At 49.4% G+C, this 16009-nt stretch carries 15 protein-coding genes; 10 read left to right on the top strand and 5 right to left on the bottom strand.

All coding sequences use genetic code 11. From position 1 onward, the window contains the following. Positions 1-310: 310 nt before the first annotated feature. Positions 311-724: an RrF2 family transcriptional regulator gene (locus QUF18_RS18305; RefSeq protein ID WP_289388720.1), complete on the top strand. Its 414-nt coding sequence runs from the start codon at positions 311-313 to the stop codon at positions 722-724. 6 nt (positions 725-730) lie between these two features. On the opposite strand, the gene znuA is transcribed toward QUF18_RS18305, so the two are convergent. Beyond that, entirely contained in the window at positions 731-1687 is a 957-nt protein-coding gene (gene znuA / locus QUF18_RS18300; RefSeq protein WP_289388719.1) for a zinc ABC transporter substrate-binding protein ZnuA, read from the bottom strand. 156 nt (positions 1688-1843) lie between these two features. Between znuA and QUF18_RS18295 the strand changes: the two genes are divergently transcribed. From QUF18_RS18295 to QUF18_RS18285, 3 genes are read left to right on the top strand one after another with little or no spacing between them, the layout of a single operon-like run. Next, positions 1844-2728, top strand: coding sequence for an ATP-binding cassette domain-containing protein (locus QUF18_RS18295; RefSeq protein WP_289388718.1), 885 nt, complete (start codon positions 1844-1846; stop codon positions 2726-2728). Beyond that, positions 2721-3551, top strand: coding sequence for a metal ABC transporter permease (locus tag QUF18_RS18290; protein WP_289388717.1), 831 nt, complete (start codon positions 2721-2723; stop codon positions 3549-3551). Before QUF18_RS18295 ends, QUF18_RS18290 begins: the two co-directional genes overlap by 8 nt. Continuing rightward, the gene (locus tag QUF18_RS18285; RefSeq protein WP_289388716.1) at positions 3548-3994 is read left to right on the top strand and encodes a Fur family transcriptional regulator; all 447 of its coding nucleotides are present in this window, start codon (positions 3548-3550) and stop codon (positions 3992-3994) included. Before QUF18_RS18290 ends, QUF18_RS18285 begins: the two co-directional genes overlap by 4 nt. Before the next feature lie 52 nt (positions 3995-4046). Here QUF18_RS18285 and QUF18_RS18280 read toward each other — a convergent pair whose 3' ends face one another. Further along, positions 4047-4868: a helix-turn-helix transcriptional regulator gene (locus QUF18_RS18280; RefSeq protein WP_289388715.1), complete on the bottom strand. Its 822-nt coding sequence runs from the start codon at positions 4866-4868 to the stop codon at positions 4047-4049. Positions 4869-5574: 706 nt separating this feature from the next. On the opposite strand from QUF18_RS18280, the gene QUF18_RS18275 reads away from it, so the two are divergent. The 4 genes from QUF18_RS18275 to QUF18_RS18260 all read left to right on the top strand — a co-directional run bounded on the left by QUF18_RS18275 (position 5575) and on the right by QUF18_RS18260 (position 9654). Beyond that, the gene (locus QUF18_RS18275) at positions 5575-6678 is read left to right on the top strand and encodes an ABC transporter substrate-binding protein (RefSeq protein ID WP_289388714.1); all 1104 of its coding nucleotides are present in this window, start codon (positions 5575-5577) and stop codon (positions 6676-6678) included. 208 nt (positions 6679-6886) lie between these two features. Continuing rightward, positions 6887-7789 (top strand): ABC transporter permease, encoded by a 903-nt coding sequence (locus tag QUF18_RS18270; RefSeq protein ID WP_289388713.1) that lies wholly within the window; start codon positions 6887-6889, stop codon positions 7787-7789. Next, a complete protein-coding gene (locus QUF18_RS18265) occupies positions 7786-8589 on the top strand; it encodes an ABC transporter permease (protein ID WP_113945037.1) in 804 nt (267 codons plus the stop codon). Before QUF18_RS18270 ends, QUF18_RS18265 begins: the two co-directional genes overlap by 4 nt. A gap of 3 nt (positions 8590-8592) precedes the next feature. After that, on the top strand, positions 8593-9654 hold the full coding sequence (locus QUF18_RS18260; RefSeq protein ID WP_289388712.1) for an ABC transporter ATP-binding protein: 1062 nt from the start codon (positions 8593-8595) through the stop codon (positions 9652-9654). A 50-nt stretch (positions 9655-9704) separates the two neighbouring features. Here the strand turns inward: QUF18_RS18260 and gnd are convergent, their stop codons facing one another. The 3 genes from gnd to QUF18_RS18245 all read right to left on the bottom strand — a co-directional run bounded on the left by gnd (position 9705) and on the right by QUF18_RS18245 (position 13240). Beyond that, a complete protein-coding gene (gene gnd, locus QUF18_RS18255; protein ID WP_289388711.1) occupies positions 9705-11123 on the bottom strand; it encodes an NADP-dependent phosphogluconate dehydrogenase in 1419 nt (472 codons plus the stop codon). 143 nt (positions 11124-11266) lie between these two features. Next, positions 11267-11890: a GNAT family N-acetyltransferase gene (locus tag QUF18_RS18250; RefSeq protein WP_374807211.1), complete on the bottom strand. Its 624-nt coding sequence runs from the start codon at positions 11888-11890 to the stop codon at positions 11267-11269. Positions 11891-12109: 219 nt separating this feature from the next. Continuing rightward, positions 12110-13240 carry a type III PLP-dependent enzyme gene (locus QUF18_RS18245; RefSeq protein WP_289388710.1) on the bottom strand — a complete coding sequence of 377 codons (1131 nt, stop codon included), beginning with the start codon at positions 13238-13240 and terminating at the stop codon, positions 12110-12112. A gap of 772 nt (positions 13241-14012) precedes the next feature. Here QUF18_RS18245 and QUF18_RS18240 point away from each other — a divergent pair. Continuing rightward, the gene (locus QUF18_RS18240) at positions 14013-14933 is read left to right on the top strand and encodes a LysR family transcriptional regulator (RefSeq protein ID WP_289388709.1); all 921 of its coding nucleotides are present in this window, start codon (positions 14013-14015) and stop codon (positions 14931-14933) included. A gap of 260 nt (positions 14934-15193) precedes the next feature. Continuing rightward, entirely contained in the window at positions 15194-15871 is a 678-nt protein-coding gene (locus QUF18_RS18235) for a DUF1007 family protein (RefSeq protein ID WP_289388708.1), read from the top strand. Positions 15872-16009 lie beyond the last annotated feature (138 nt).

The following is a 16009-nucleotide window of genomic DNA, read 5'->3' as shown; positions in this document are numbered from 1 at the left end:
CTCAATCAACCAATCTCAGGGGCGAAGCTCTCTGCCGCTAGCAGCGCCGCCGCCCTCGTTGTTGGCCTCATATAGACCCCACTAACCAAAACTGTCAACACGACAAACTAAGAAAAATGCATAATTCTCAAATTTTCTTTCCACAGGGAAAACTTTAAATTTTAAGAAATTATTAGCCATCCGGCAGAGCCAATAAATCAAGATTCGTAAAGCCTCACTATCCCCTCCCCGCTCTCAGCATTTGATACCGGCAAGCAGCTGCGCTACATATAAAGTGCAATAACTATATAAAGCAGGGAACACCGCATACATGCTGACTAAAAAAGGGAAATACGGCCTCAAAGCCATGGTGCATCTGGCCGAAGCCCAGCAGGACAATCTGATATCCGTGGGTGAGATTGCCAAAGCCCGCAATATACCGCGTAAATTTCTGGACAATATTCTGACGGATTTACGCATTGCCGGCTTCGTACAAAGCCGAAAAGGCAAAGGCGGCGGATTTTGTTTAGCCAAACCTGCCGATCAGATATCCATCGGCAATATTATTCGCAGTCTTGATGGCCCTTTGGCCCCCCTCCCCTGCGCGAGCAAGACAGGATATAAAGCCTGCGAGGATTGCATTGAAGAAGACTGCAAAATCCGACGCATGATGCTTGAAGTGCGTGAAGCCATCGCCAATGTGTTGGATAAGCGCACACTTGCAGATGGCTACAGCGATTATTGACGGTAATTACTGCAGGCAGATCTTCAGCGATGTCGCCAGATTACGGATCAGTTGCGGATAAAGTTCAGGCCCATCCTGAAGCTCAGCGCCAAGCGGATCAAGGACACCCGTTTTGGCCTGCGTACCTTCCAGCACGGTTTTGACCAGAGCGGATTCAAACTGCGGCTCGGAGAAGACACAAGTTGCGCCCAGAGATTTCACTTTAGTCTGAATTTCACGAATACGCGCCGCCCCCGGCGCTTTTTCCGGATTCACTGTAATGGAACCCGCTGACGCGAGATCAAAACGGCGCTCGAAATACTGATAGGCATCGTGGAAGACAATATAAGGCTTGGTGCGCACCGGCTCCAGTTCCGTGGATATTTCTTTTTGCAACGCATCAATCTTATCGGCATAGGCCGTCGCATTCTTCTTATACTGCTCTGCATGTACAGGATCGGCCTTAGCCAACGCTGCCGCAATCGGCTCCAGCATCAATTTGGCATTCTGAGGATCAAGCCAGATATGCATATCATCATGGTGATGATCGTGCGCCTCCGCTTCTCCTTCATGGCTGTGACTATCTCCGTGACTGCCATGACCATGATCGTGCGCTTCAAAATTGCCGCCTTCTCGGGCAGACAAGATTTCAAGCCCCTTCACCTGATCCAGCCGAACAATTTCAGCTTTCGCGCCGAGACTTTCCAAAGGCTTCGTCAAATAGGTTTCCATTTCCGGCCCGACCCAGAAAATCACCTTTGCTTTTGCCAGCGCACCCGCATCTGAAGGCTTCAGACTATAGCCATGTTCGGAAGCTGCTCCTTTAACGATAAGCTCAGGCTCACCTGCCCCCTGCATCACCGCAGAAACCAAGGAGTGAATTGGCTTAATTGAAACGACCACATTACCTTTTTCAGCAGCCAAAACAGCCTGCGATGAAGCCGTCAATAAAGCAGATGCGAGCAAAACCCGTATTACAGACATAAAACCTCACAAATTTGAATTTTAAGCCATCGCAATTTGCAATAGCAGCACTCAGATACAATATGTTATAAAGTTACATTATTGCGTAATGCTATAACGTATGAGATAACCTGTGACAAGAGCACAAAATGCTTTTCTAAAATTCGAAAGCGAACAATGCATCATCCAACATCAGCTGCGCCAGCCGGACAAAAGCCGGACATTCTTCTGCACTTAGACAATGCAGGCATTGAGCGAAACGGCCGCTGGCTGGTTCGCAATATTACGCTTGATCTGCATCGCGGCGAGATCGTCACATTAATCGGCCCCAACGGTTCCGGCAAAAGCACCACGGCAAAGCTGGCTCTTGGCATTCACAAGCCCGATGAAGGATCGGTAAAGCACGAGAAAAGCTTACGCATTGGCTATGTTCCGCAGAAAATTACCATTGATCCAAGCCTGCCGCTCACCGTTGAGCGAATGATGCGCATGACCGCACCACTAAGCAAGCAGGCAATTGAAGAAGCACTCGACCTTGCCGGTATCCCGCATTTACTGAATGCGCAGGTAGTACATTTATCCGGCGGCGAATTTCAGCGCGTGCTGCTTGCCCGCGCCTTTGGCTGCAGGCCGGACTTGTTAGTGCTTGATGAACCACTGCAAGGCGTCGACTTTGCCGGTGAAGCAGAGCTTTACGAAACCATCGCCAAATTCCGTGACCATACCAGTTGCGGTGTCCTGATGATCTCCCATGATCTGCATATTGTTATGGCCGCAACAGACCGCGTTATCTGCCTCAACGGCCATATTTGTTGTAGCGGCACGCCGGTTGATGTGGCCGCAAGCCCTGAATATGTCAGACTGTTCGGCCTGCGCTCACCTCGCGGTGCAGAAATACCGCCGTCCCTCGCCGTTTACACACATCATCACGACCACACACATCTGGCCGACGGGCGTGTGCAACATGCAGATGGCACAGTGACCGATCATTGCCACCATGATGACGGTCACCACCACGACAGCGAATGCAGCACAGAAACCGGCGGACACAAACATGCTTGATGACTTTTTCTTCCGCGCCATGCTTGCCGGTATTGGCCTCGCCTTAATCACGGGGCCAATCGGTTGTTTTATAGTCTGGCGGCGTATGGCCTATTTTGGTGATACCATGGCACATTCCGCCCTGCTCGGTGTAGGACTTGCCATGTTGTTTGATCTGAACATCATGGTGTCAGTCTTTGTCATTGCCTTTACCATTGCCATGCTGCTGGTGGTTTTGCAGAAGCGCCATACATTATCGGCAGATTCCCTGCTCGGCATTCTCTCCCATGCCACACTGGCTTTTGGCCTTGTACTGGTTGCCTTTATGTCATGGATTCGGTTTGATCTGATGTCCCTGCTTTTCGGTGATATTCTTGCCGTGTCAGTCACTGATCTCATCGCTATTTATGCCGGTGGCGCGCTGATCTTGGCCGCCCTTATCAAACTATGGCGGCCATTGCTTGCGGCAACGATCAGTGAAGACATTGCCCGTGCAGAAGGTTTGCAACCGGAGCTGCACCGCACACTCTTTATGATTCTGCTGGCATTGCTGATTGCGATTGCCATGAAGATTGTCGGCATCCTGCTTATCACTGCCTTGCTAATCATTCCGGCAGCAACGGCACGCCGCTTTGCCATGTCACCGGAACAAATGGCAATTTATGCAGCCTTTATCGGCGCCTGTTCTGTTATTGTCGGACTATTCGGTTCGCTGAATTATGACACGCCATCAGGCCCATCCATTGTCGTGGCAACTGTGATCTTTTTTGTTATAAGCATGTTACCATGGCAAAAACTAAAAGCATCTCTGCCATCTGCACGTCATAAGGAGCCAACATCATGACCGGTCACACCCATTCCGGAACTGCATCCGCAGCAGCACGCGCTCCGAAACTGACACGTAATCAGAGCCTTGTTTTAGAATCTCTGGCAAAAGCGGAGTTTCCGCTGAGCGCCTATACAATTCTCGACCAGTTGCGTGAGGAAGGTTTCCGCGCGCCGCTGCAGGTCTATCGCGCTTTGGATAAATTGCTGGAATATGGCCTGATCCACCGGCTTGAAAGCCTGAATGCATTTATCGCCTGTGCGCATCCGCATCATCAGGAACATGGTCATCTGCATGGTATTGCAGCTTTTGCCATCTGCGATAAGTGCGGCTTAGCCTCGGAATTTACAGAACCGGAAATTGAAGATTGCGTTCAGCACTGGACACAGAAGAACCACTTCCATCCGACTAAAACAACACTGGAAATTCGCGGCCTATGCGCCAGTTGCGCGCATAATTAATTCTCATAATCCACTCCCGCGCCTCTCATGATTGGCGCGGGAGGAGTTACACTCAGCCTTGAAGATGCGATGTATCCGGCAAAGGAATAATCCCCAGTGACATTGCCACCGCAACAGCTGAAGTCCGGTTGGCACAGCCCAGTTTGATTTTAGCATTTTGCAGATAAGTCACGACTGTCCAGCGGGCAATGCTGAGGATATCAGCAATCTCACCATCAGTTTTGCCCCGCGCCGCCCATTTCAGACAATCAATCTCACGCGGTGTCAGAGCGACTAAAGACTGAACTTCTTTTTTCTGCGTTGAATGATCGCTGACAGCAGTCAAGACGGCCTCATGCACCTGACTAGCCGCTTGCGTAAAGTCTTTTTCAAGCAGACGGATCAGATCCGTCGCACTCATATCATTCTTGCCGTTCTGATCTTTCAGGCGATCGAATGCAAAAATTGTATGGGCATCGCCGTGCCCGTTCAGACGCTGCGTGACCATAATATAGGTCTGGCCGAACTGATGTTCACGCATATCATCAACAAAGCTTTGCAGTACCGGTGTATTCTGTTTTGGCGGATAAATTTCTGTAAGACTGACGCTCTGTGCTGCTGCGGGGTTAGACCATTTTTGATGAAATAACGGGTCGATATCAAAATAGCTCTTTACCGCATAATTGACGATCCAATCGGACGGATAAGTTGAAACAACAGTTCTGACATCTTCCTGCCCGGAATGTTCATCCGGGTGCTTTGGCGTAATATGGGTAATATGCCTGCAAGACAGACGCTTACGCACCGCACAATATGTCTCAAGTATTGATGAGCGATATTCTTTACCAAAGAAACTGTTTTGAAAATCAGGGAAATGGATGAGTTCAAATTCCATGGAAAAATTCCGTTCTGAGCACCTTTAAAAACCGGTGAAATGAAAACATAAAATATAAAGCGCCACAAAACCGCGCAAATATGAAAATGATTCGAAAGCGCTGAGCGCAAAAAATTGTCTTTTGAGCCACCAGTAAGTCTTAAATAAAGCAAAAATGGTATTTTCTCGTGATGACGCAAATCAGACACCAGTGATTCTAATAAGCATCGCATCCTGTCCGGATATACCCTCTCCCATAATCCGGATTTTAAAATTCGCACTCAATAAACAATTATTATAAATCAAATCGTTAACGGAGAAACCTATCGATCTCTTGTTGAAAAGATGACGCTAAGCTGCTTTAATTTATTAAAATGTTTTTGTCGCAATGCACAACCACCAAATAATTGCCCGCAATAATGTCTCATTCGCGACAAGATGTATTTTAGTGAATCAACATTTTCCGAAGCTTCAAATAGCTTTAATGACAATATGTTCAGCTAACAAAAATCAATTTATTCAACGCATTAAGTATATTGCGGCTTTTTCTGTTTTTGCCAGAGCGCAAACTGTAACATTCAATTGATTGCGGTATAAAAACATGGTTCACTTGGCGTACATAAAGATAAACGATAGCTGTCATGGTACTTTCATAAAAGCAGCATATCGAAAAAACACGAGGGTGTTCTGAAAGCAGGCACCCCGTAGATCGAAGGGGAGTATGTCAATGCTGAACAGAACAACACGCCTGTTGTCCCTGACAACTGCAATCGCTTTTACTGGCACCACATTATCTGTGGCTGCCCCGTCAGAAGATCTGATTGCTGCGGCGAAAGCAGAGGGTCAGCTGACCACAATCGCGCTGCCACATGACTGGTGCGGTTACGGTGAGATCATCAAGAGCTTTAAGGACAAATACGGTATTCAGGTTAATGAGCTGAATCCGGATGCGGGCTCCGGCGATGAAATCGAAGCCATCAAAGCCAATAAAGACAATAAAGGCCCGCAGGCGCCTGACGTGATCGATGTCGGCTTTACTTTCGGTACAACAGCCAAAGCAGCCGGCCTGCTTCAGCCTTATAAAGTATCAACATGGGATTCGATTCCTGATGATGCCAAAGATGCTGAAGGTTTCTGGTATGGCGACTATTACGGCGTGCTGGCCTTTGAAGTGAATAAAGACATTATCAAAGACGCACCGCAGGACTGGTCTGATCTGCTGAAGCCTGAATTTGCCAATGCGGTTGCCCATTCCGGCGATCCGCGCGCTTCAACACAGGCGATTCTCAGCGTCTACGCTGCCGGTCTTTCCCTTGGTGGCAAGCCAGGTGAAGAAGCAGCCCAGAAAGGTCTGGAATTCTTCCGTGATGTGAACAAGGCAGGCAATTTCGTACCGGTTATCGGTAAGGCTGCCTCATTGGCACAGGGTTCAACCCCGATCGTTATCCGCTGGGACTATAATGCTCTGGCTGACCGCGATACGCTGAACGGCAATCCGGAAGTTGAAGTGATCATTCCAAAAACCGGTGTCGTTGCCGGTGTTTATGTGCAGGGCATCAGCGCCTATGCACCACATCCAAATGCTGCCAAACTCTGGATGGAACACCTCTATTCCGATGAAGGCCAGATCGGCTACCTCAAAGGCTATTGCCATCCGATCCGCTTCAACGCCATGGCAAAAGAAGGCAAAATCCCTCAGGATCTGCTCGACAAGCTGCCACCAGCGGAAGCTTATCAGAAAGCCGTTTTCCCGACCTTGGAAGAGCTTGATAAATCTCAGGCCGCAATCACCAAAAACTGGGATAGCGTTGTCGGCGCAAACGTTCAGTAAGCTGAATAGCTGACCGCACAAAACCTGTTACGGAATGGTGTTGATCATTCCGTAACATCATCCGTTTGTAACGGACACTGTGCAGCACAATTTAGGAAAACACAGCTTTCAGGCGATCAGGAATTGACCGGTCACCCGTGTTTTCAGATTTTATCATTTTCAATCTGCGGAAGCCTTTCAGCCGCAGACTATAAAAAGCAAAAATAATATGAGCTTGTCCAGCAATGGCATAACATCTGATACGTCGCCCGCGCGTCGCCCGAAGCGCCGCCTGCCTTTAGAGTGGCTGGGTGTTGCCCCTTTTTTCGCTTTCGCAATTTTGTTCCTGCTCTGGCCGACCATGTATCTGGTGGTTGGTGCATTTCAGGATGATCAGGGTAATTTCACCCTGCAAAATATCATTGGTCTGTTTGAACCGGGTATTATGAGCGCCTATTGGGTCTCGATCAAAATCAGCTTTGCCTCCGCTTTGGGTGGCGCTGTGATCGGCTCATTCATGGCTTGGGCGATTGTGCTCGGCAAATTGCCCCGTTTTCTGCGCCCGACTGTCCTCACTTTTTCTGGTGTGGCTTCCAACTTTGCCGGTGTACCACTGGCTTTTGCCTTTCTGGCCACTTTGGGACGTACCGGTTTTGTCACCATTTTGCTGCGTGAATGGTTCGGCTTCAATCTCTATGCCACCGGTTTTAACCTGCTCAGCTTCTTCGGCCTGACACTGACCTATCTGTTTTTTCAAATCCCGCTGATGGTGTTGATCCTCACGCCCGCTCTCGATGGCCTGAAAAAAGAATGGCGCGAGGCATCATCCATTCTTGGTGCGACCACTTTCCAATATTGGCGCATGGTTGCCTTTCCGATTCTCTGGCCAAGCCTGCTCGGCACCAGCCTGTTGCTGTTTGCTAATGCTTTCGGTGCCATTGCCACAGCCTACGCGTTGACCGGTTCTTCACTGAATATCGTACCGATCCTGCTTTATGCGCAGATTCGCGGCGATGTTCTGCATAACCAGAACCTTGGTTATGCACTGGCACTGGGTATGATCCTGATTACCGGCATTTCTAATCTGCTCTATATCTGGCTGCGCATGCGTGCAGAACGGTGGCAGAAATGAAACTGAAATATTTCATTCCTAAAACCCTCGGCGCTTGGATCGCCTTTCTCATCGGCGCGATCTATTTCGTTGTGCCATTGATCGGCACTTTTGAATTCTCATTACGTATGCGTCGTGGTGAATATTCTTTTGATGCTTACCGCGTTGTGCTGACAGACCCGAACTTTCAGGCAACATTTGGCTACTCAATTCTGCTGGCAATCATGACGATTATTTTCGGCGTGCTTCTGGTGGTACCAACCGCCTATTGGGTGCGGCTGCGCATGCCATATTTGCGTCCCGTCATTGAATTCATCACACTGATGCCACTGGTCATTCCGGCGATTGTTATCGTTTTCGGCTATTTGCGAATTTATAACTCGTCCTCATGGCTGCCATTTACCGGCTCGACATGGGCGACAGATTTGCTGCTGATGTTCGGTTATGTGACACTGGCATTGCCTTATATGTATCGCTCGATCGATACAGCCATGCGCACGATTGATGTTCGAACCCTGACTGAAGCCGCTGAAAGCCTTGGCGCAAGCTGGCCGACGATCCTGTTCAAAGTGATTTTCCCGAATGTGCTTTCCGGCGTTATGAGCGGTGCTTTCATCACTTTCGCCATTGTGATCGGTGAATTTACACTGGCATCGCTGCTTAATCGTCCAGCTTTTGGTCCTTATTTGCAGCTCGTCGGTGCAAACCGTGCTTATGAACCATCAGCGCTGGCGATTATTGCATTCGGCATTACATGGCTGAGCATGATTATGCTCCAGCTTGTCACCCGATTTTCCAAATTTAAGACAGCAGGCAATTAAGTCATGGCTTTTCTCAATATTAAAAACCTCAAAAAAAGCTTCGGCGCTAATACTGTTGTCCATGATTTCAGTCTGGCCGTTGAAAAAGGCGAATTCATTTCCTTTTTGGGACCATCAGGCTGCGGTAAAACCACCGTCTTACGCATGATTGCCGGGTTCGAGGCCGCGGATCAGGGTGTGATCGAAATTAACGGTCAGGATGTTGTCGATCTCAAACCGAACAAGCGCAATATCGGCATGGTGTTTCAGGCCTATGCGCTGTTTCCGAATATGACTGTGGCGCAGAATGTCGCTTTTGGTCTGCGTGTTTCCGGTAAGCCGAAAGCTGAGATTGATGCGACCGTCAAGGAAATGCTGGAACTGATCCGCCTTGAACATCTGGCAGACCGCTTCCCTTATCAGATGTCGGGCGGTCAGCAGCAGCGTGTTGCCCTTGCCCGTGCACTGGCAACAAAACCACAGGTTTTGTTGCTTGATGAACCGCTTTCCGCATTGGATGCGAAAATCCGTATTTCGCTGCGTGAAGAAATCCGTGCGATTCAGCGTCAGCTTGGCATCACAACCGTATTTGTTACCCACGATCAGGAAGAAGCATTGTCGATATCTGATCGTATTGTAGTGATGCATGAGGGTAAAGCCGATCAGATCGGCACACCATTTGATATTTATAATCGTCCGGCATCACGTTTTGTGGCTTCTTTCGTTGGTACATTGAATGTGCTGGAAGCGCGGGTCGCTGATCCGCAGCAGAATAAAGCTGATCTTGGCGGCGCGATCATCACCGCACCGCAATCATTGGCTTCTTACAACAAAGGCGATGCAATCACTCTGGCTCTACGTCCGGAGGCCATTAGCCTTGAAGCCTCCCCTGCCCGCGACAGCAAGATTGAAGTCATTGTGCAGGATGTGCATTTCTTAGGCTCAGTTATCCGCACCCGTGTAATGCTGGGTGGTAACCAACTGTCATTCGACAGCTTCAACAATCCGACTGTGCGGCCACCACAGCATGGTGACAAGATCACTGTGCATTTCTCGGCGCAGGATCTTCTGGTACTCGGCAAATAACAACAAAGCCCCGAACTTCACGCTCGGGGCTTTTTATTTAAACCATTCTATTACAGACCATCACCCCAAGGGCCGTGGAAATCACCTTGCTGGTCGGTTCTTTTGAAACCATGCGCACCAAAAAAATCACGCTGCGCCTGAATGAGATTTGCTGAACCCCGTCTCTGTCTGAAGCCATCAAAATAGCTGATAGCTGAACTCAGTGCCGCGACAGGCACACCTGCGGTCACAGAAATGGCAACAATCTTACGCAAATCCTGAGCAGCTCCGCTCATCTGCTCAACAAAAGCTGGTGCCAGCAACAAGTTCTCAACCTCACCTGCCGCAAAAGCCTCACCGATTGCATCAAGGAATTGCGAGCGGATAATACAGCCAGCACGCCAAATACGTGCAATGGTCGCCAGCGGCAGATTCCACTCATGTTCTTTGGAAGCCGCAGCCATCACCGCAAAACCTTGCGCATAGGCAGCGATCTTTGCTGCAAGCAAGGCTTGTTCCAGTGAATCAATAAAAGCCTGATCTGCTTTAATCGCCCCTGCCTGAACAGGATCGCCGTATGTTCCAGCCAGTTTTTGCCTTAACTCAATCGCAGATGAAATCGAGCGTGCGGCAACTGCCGCTTCAAGACCTGTTGCCGGAACGCCAAGGATCTGACTTTCAATTGCCGCCCAGCGTCCGGTGCCTTTCTGCCCTGCAGCATCCAGAATAATATCCGGCACAGCTTTGCCCGTTGCCGGATCAACAGCTTTCAAAACTTTCGCGGTAATTTCAATGAGGTAAGAATTCAACGGCCCTTCATTCCATTTCGCAAAAATCGGGGCGATTTCTTCAGCTTTCAATCCGCAGGCATCATGCAGAATGCCGTATATTTCCGCGATCATCTGCATATCGGCATATTCAATGCCGTTATGGATGGTTTTGACAAAATGCCCCGCACCGTCTGGTCCCATACGGGCACTGCATGGCTCACCTTTATAACGGGCAGCTACCGCATCCAATATCGGCTCGATTCGTGCATAGGCTTCTGCTGTACCACCAACCATCATTGACGGGCCGTTCCGCGCACCTTCCGCACCACCGGAAATCCCCATACCGACAAATGTCGGATCATTTTCACCAAGGGTGTTCAAGCGGCGGATTGTATCGCGGTAATCGGAGTTGCCGGAATCGATGATTATATCGCCCTTCTCAAGAAAGGTCTTGAGTTTGGCCATTTCCGTATCGACCGGACTGCCTGCCTTAATCAGCATAATAATCGGACGCGGCTTAGCAATATTCTGGCTCAGCAGCTCCATGCTGGCGCAGGGGATAATCCGATCCTGCAGCACACCGGCATTGGCGTGGAATTTCTCCAGCACCTCTGCCTCACGGTCATAAACGGCAACCCGATACCCTTTTTCAGCAATATTGAGTGCCAGATTGGAACCCATAACGCCAAGCCCGATCAGTCCGATATCCGCCAGTTGCATGCTGTTTTCCCTAAATATGAACCATTCCGGACAAAAGCCGGATCAAAAACGCTCGTTCTATATAGGTATGTTATTCAAAAGCGGTTTCAACTGAAAGCATAAAGCGGACAGCTGAAACCGTGATATTTTCAAAAATAGTAAATTTAAACAGCAGTCGCCAGACGTTCAGACGTCAGCTTACCGGTCGCTGACAGCACACCGGATGCACCATCCAGATAGTTTTCTTCCAACTCCAGCGCCAAAAAACGATGACGTTCAACCGGCCCCGGCATTGCCAGAGCAGATGTTTTGGCAGCAACAAAACCAAACCGGTTGTAATATTCAGGATCGCCTACCAGCAAAATCGCTTTGTGGCCAAGTGCCTGCGCGTTGCGGATGGCCTGACGCATTAACCGTGAGCCAACACCGCGACCCGCATAGGCATCTTCAACTGCCAAAGGCCCCAGCAACAAAGCAGGCACGTCTTCTCCGCACGCTCTTTTACCGGCAGAAATATGCCAGAGACGAACAGTACCAATCATGGCACCATTGTCATCACGGGCAACAAGCGCCGTTCCATAAGCAGGCACACGTTTACGGCGCAGCTTCTCAGAAGATTTGCGTTTGCGTCCCTCTCCCATGACACGGTCGAGCAAAGCTTCACGCGCACTGCTATCCGCAGGCGTTTCATGAGCAATCGAAAAGGAAGCCGGATTATGAGCCAGATTATGAGTTTGTGCGGCTAACAATTCAGCCGTGGTTCCGGCCGCAACAGATGAAGCAGACATCAGCGTGAACCTTAAAGCATTTGCGAGCCAAAAGTGCGGAGCAGTTTTGCATCGGATAATGCGCTAAAACAAAACGTTAAGAGGTATTGTGTCCTCACACATATGTATGAGGATAAGCACAAAGCAAAAATTTAATGTGACAGAACCGGTGAAATCACTTCACCGGTATCATTCTCGATATATGCCTGAATAAGCGTCTCATACGAGACGCTCATTACATCAGATCACATAAGAGCGCAGCGGTTCAAAACCGTTAAAAGCAACAGCCGAATAGGTTGTTGTGTAGGCGCCTGTGCCTTCGATCAGCACTTCATCGCCAATGGTCAGCGAGACCGGCAGCGGATAAGGTGTCTTTTCATACATCACATCAGCACTGTCACAGGTCGGGCCTGCCAGAACACAAGGTTCCAGTGCATCGCCGTCACGTGGTGTCACGATCTGATAACGGATCGCTTCATCCATAGTTTCAGCAAGACCACCGAACTTACCGATATCGAGATAGACCCAACGGTTGTCATTGTCAGCTTTGCGGGAAACCAGAACCACTTCGGTTTTGATCACACCGGCATTGCCAACCATGCCACGACCCGGCTCGATAATGGTTTCCGGCAGACGATTGCCGAAATGACGGCTGAGTGCGTCAAAAATCGCTTCGCCATAGGCCTGTGCAGTCGGAATATCCTTGAGGTAACGGGTCGGGAAACCACCGCCCATATTGACCATCTTCAGATTGATGCCTTCTTTGGCCAGCAGGTCGAACACGCCTTTGGTGTCTGCCAGTGCGCGATCCCATGCAGTCAGATCCACTTGCTGTGAACCGACATGGAAGGAAACGCCATAGGCATCCAGACCAAGCTTGTGTGCGGCACGCAGCACATCAACAGCCATTTCCGGCACGCAACCGAATTTGCGGGATAGCGGCCATTCAGCGCCTTCACCATCAGCAAGAATGCGGCAGAAAACGCGGGAACCAGGAGCCGCACGGGCAACCTTTTCCACTTCTTCAACGCAATCGACAGCATAGAGGCGAATGCCATATTCATAGGCGCGTGCAATATCGCGCTCTTTCTTAATGGTGTTGCCATAAGAAATGCGATCTGCAGATGCACCGGCATTCAATGCCATTTCAATTTCTGCAACGGATGCTGTGTCGAAGTTCGAGCCCATGGAGGCGAGCAGCGACAGAATCTGCGGTGCAGGATTTGCCTTTACAGCATAGAAAATGCGCGAGGCAGGCAAAGCCTTTTCAAAATGTTCATAGTTTTCACGCACAACGTCGAGGTCAACGACAAGGCAAGGGCCTTCCGGACGTCGGGTGGCAAGAAAGTCGATAATGCGCTGAGTAGCCATCCTGATCTCCTGAACTGCATTTAAGCAGTGAAAAAGCCGCATCTTCATATCATTTGCGATGCGAAAGCCTGCCCTCGTGCGATGAGCACAAGGTTGAGCATGGTTTCAAAGGACTGATGAGCAAATACCTGCGCTTTCACGCAACATAAAGTCATCAGAGGGACAAAGTGCCTTACGGCAAATATGAATCAGCCTCGCGCGTAGCCAGCCTTTGGAGATGCGGGAAACACGGAACAAATACATATGCAGATGGATCAACGCCCTGAATTTAGCGTTTCTCCGCTTTGTCTGCCTTGGCTTGGAATGGGAAATCCCGGTTCCGCACTTAGGGCAATGAGGGTGTGCCTCTTTGAGTTTCCGACCTGTGGAGAGCCGGAAGACAGCAGAAAGGCCCGCACCGTCGTTGCTTCAAGATGTCCTCGATCCGTGGTTGGCCATCAGATCGACTGGAGCGGTTAGGTCCAGGTTACCGTACCGGGTCATTCTCCATTAAGAATACCGGCGGACACCCACAGGCACGTGCGACTTTGGGCAAGGGCGATATAAGATGATTTATGTGTCCACACAATGACAAATTTGAGCTGATTTGATTTTTTTTGGTTAATAAATCACTTCTTTATTCAAAATACGGCGCAGTGCTTTATGAAGATCATTAAAATCACGGTCACAGAACTTTAGTATGACGAATCACTTTGAAATTTCTGAGACATTTTGAATATTCAGGATCGCGATATATGGTGCAATTTCGTCGCCGATCTGAAGGGAAGAGTTCATGGACACACTGACACGGATGCGTGCTTTTATTGATGTGGTTGAAGCCGAAGGTTTCTCCGCAGCAGCACGTAAAATCGGCCGTTCAAAAGCGCTTCTCTCCAAATATGTCCGTGAGCTGGAAGATGATCTGGGCGTGCGTTTGCTGAACCGCACAACACGACAATTCTCACTCACAGAGAGCGGCCATACCTACTATCACCGTGCGACGGAAATCCTGCGCGAACTCGACGATTTGCAAGATTCCATCTCTGAAAGCAGCGGCGATGTGCGCGGTAAGATCAAACTCACCGCCCCGCGCAGCTTCGCTGACGCCTCACTGGGCATGTCGCTGATTGATTTTTGTGCCGATCATCCTGAAATCTCCCTCGACATTCATCTCGATGACCGCTTTGTGGATTTGGTTGAAGAAGGCTTTGACCTTGCTATCCGTATTACCCGTTTGCAGGATTCATCGCTGATTGCCAAAAGGCTGACTGCATTTCACACCGTTGTCTGCGCCTCGCCGGATCTGATTGCACGCCTTGGCCTGCCGGAAACACCGGAGCAGTTGCGTGACATGCCCTGCATTGTCGATACCAACAGCCGCTCGCGCAACAACTGGCAGTTCCGCAATCAGGACGGCTCGATGATGACCGTCGCCATTCGCGGCCCTTTAGAAGTGAACAGCCCGCTCACCACGATGGCGGCGACAGTCAAAGGCTTAGGGTTCAGCGTATTGCCACGTTTTGTGGCCGATCATGAGCTGGCCAAAGGCACGCTTGTACCAATGCTTCAGGATTTCATGCTCAATGACGGCGGCATTTACGCCGTTTATCCGCACCGTACCTATCTGCCAGCCAAAGTGCGCCTGCTGGTCGATTATCTTGCCAAGTGGTTCAAAGATAATCCCTGCAAAGAACTGACCGGCGGAGAGCAATAAAACACAACGGCCAGTAAACGAGTTGATTTTTAAATTTGACGTTTGAAACAACATTGATGTCGGTCGGGGTTCAAATGTCAAATTCAATCCACTAGAGCGCCGTGTGCCATACTTGGCGCACAAAACTCGCTCTAACACTTTAAAATGAGAGCATAATTTCACCTTAAACTGATCCAAGTTTAAGGAATTATGCTCTAGCCGTAGTTTCGCCTCACTACTCACTCAATTTACCGCTTTGCGCATTAAAAGATTTTCGATTCATGACGAACAGTAACAACAAGCGTTTTCTGAATGTAGCCGGACTAACCTGCATCCTTGCAGGGCTTAGCGCTGCGCCAGCTGCAGCACATCCGCATGTTTTTGCTGAAGCCCGTTTAGAGATCACCATCTCACCGGAACGCACGATTGAGAAACTGGCGCATGTCTGGCGTTTTGATGATCTGTTTTCATCGACTGTTTTGTTAGAATTTGACAAGAAAGGCACATTGAAACTCGATGCAGCAGAGCTCAATGAACTCAGCACAACCATCGACACATCAATTGCCGAGTATAAATATTTTCAGACAGTTACGCAGGATGGCAAAGATATTGCCATGAAAAAACCTGAGCATCTGATTGCTGATCTGCCGGATAATCAGTTGATCGTGCTGTTTGAAAGCAAACCGGACAAACCATTGAAGCTGGAACCGGGGCATAAACTCAGTTTCGGTGTCTATGATCCGACCTTTTACACCGCGATTGATTATCTGAAAGATGAAGATTTGATAATCAAAGGTATGCCTGCCGGTTGCAGCTCTGCGGTTGTGCGCCCTGACCCTGATGAGGCGCTTGCGCAAAATCAGGATAGTCTGACACAAGCGTTTTTTGACGAAGCCGCGGCCATGACCAATGACGTGTCCAAATTCTTCGCCACCCGCATAGAAATCACCTGTAAATAATCTCCGCGCGGCCATTTCATCGGGTCGCGTTCACATCGCATTCGTTACGTTATATCATCAGAGGTACCGCAGTATGAATTTCATCAACAGGCAGAGGCTTCATCTCTCACCGTTAAGGCATTCTGCTCTGCTCCTGAC

It is taken from the genome of Pseudochrobactrum kiredjianiae (assembly GCF_030362795.1).
Classification (GTDB): Bacteria; Pseudomonadota; Alphaproteobacteria; order Rhizobiales; family Rhizobiaceae; genus Pseudochrobactrum; species Pseudochrobactrum kiredjianiae.
The sequence above is the reverse complement of the archived record's forward strand: the minus strand, read 5'-3'. Positions and strand labels throughout refer to the sequence as shown.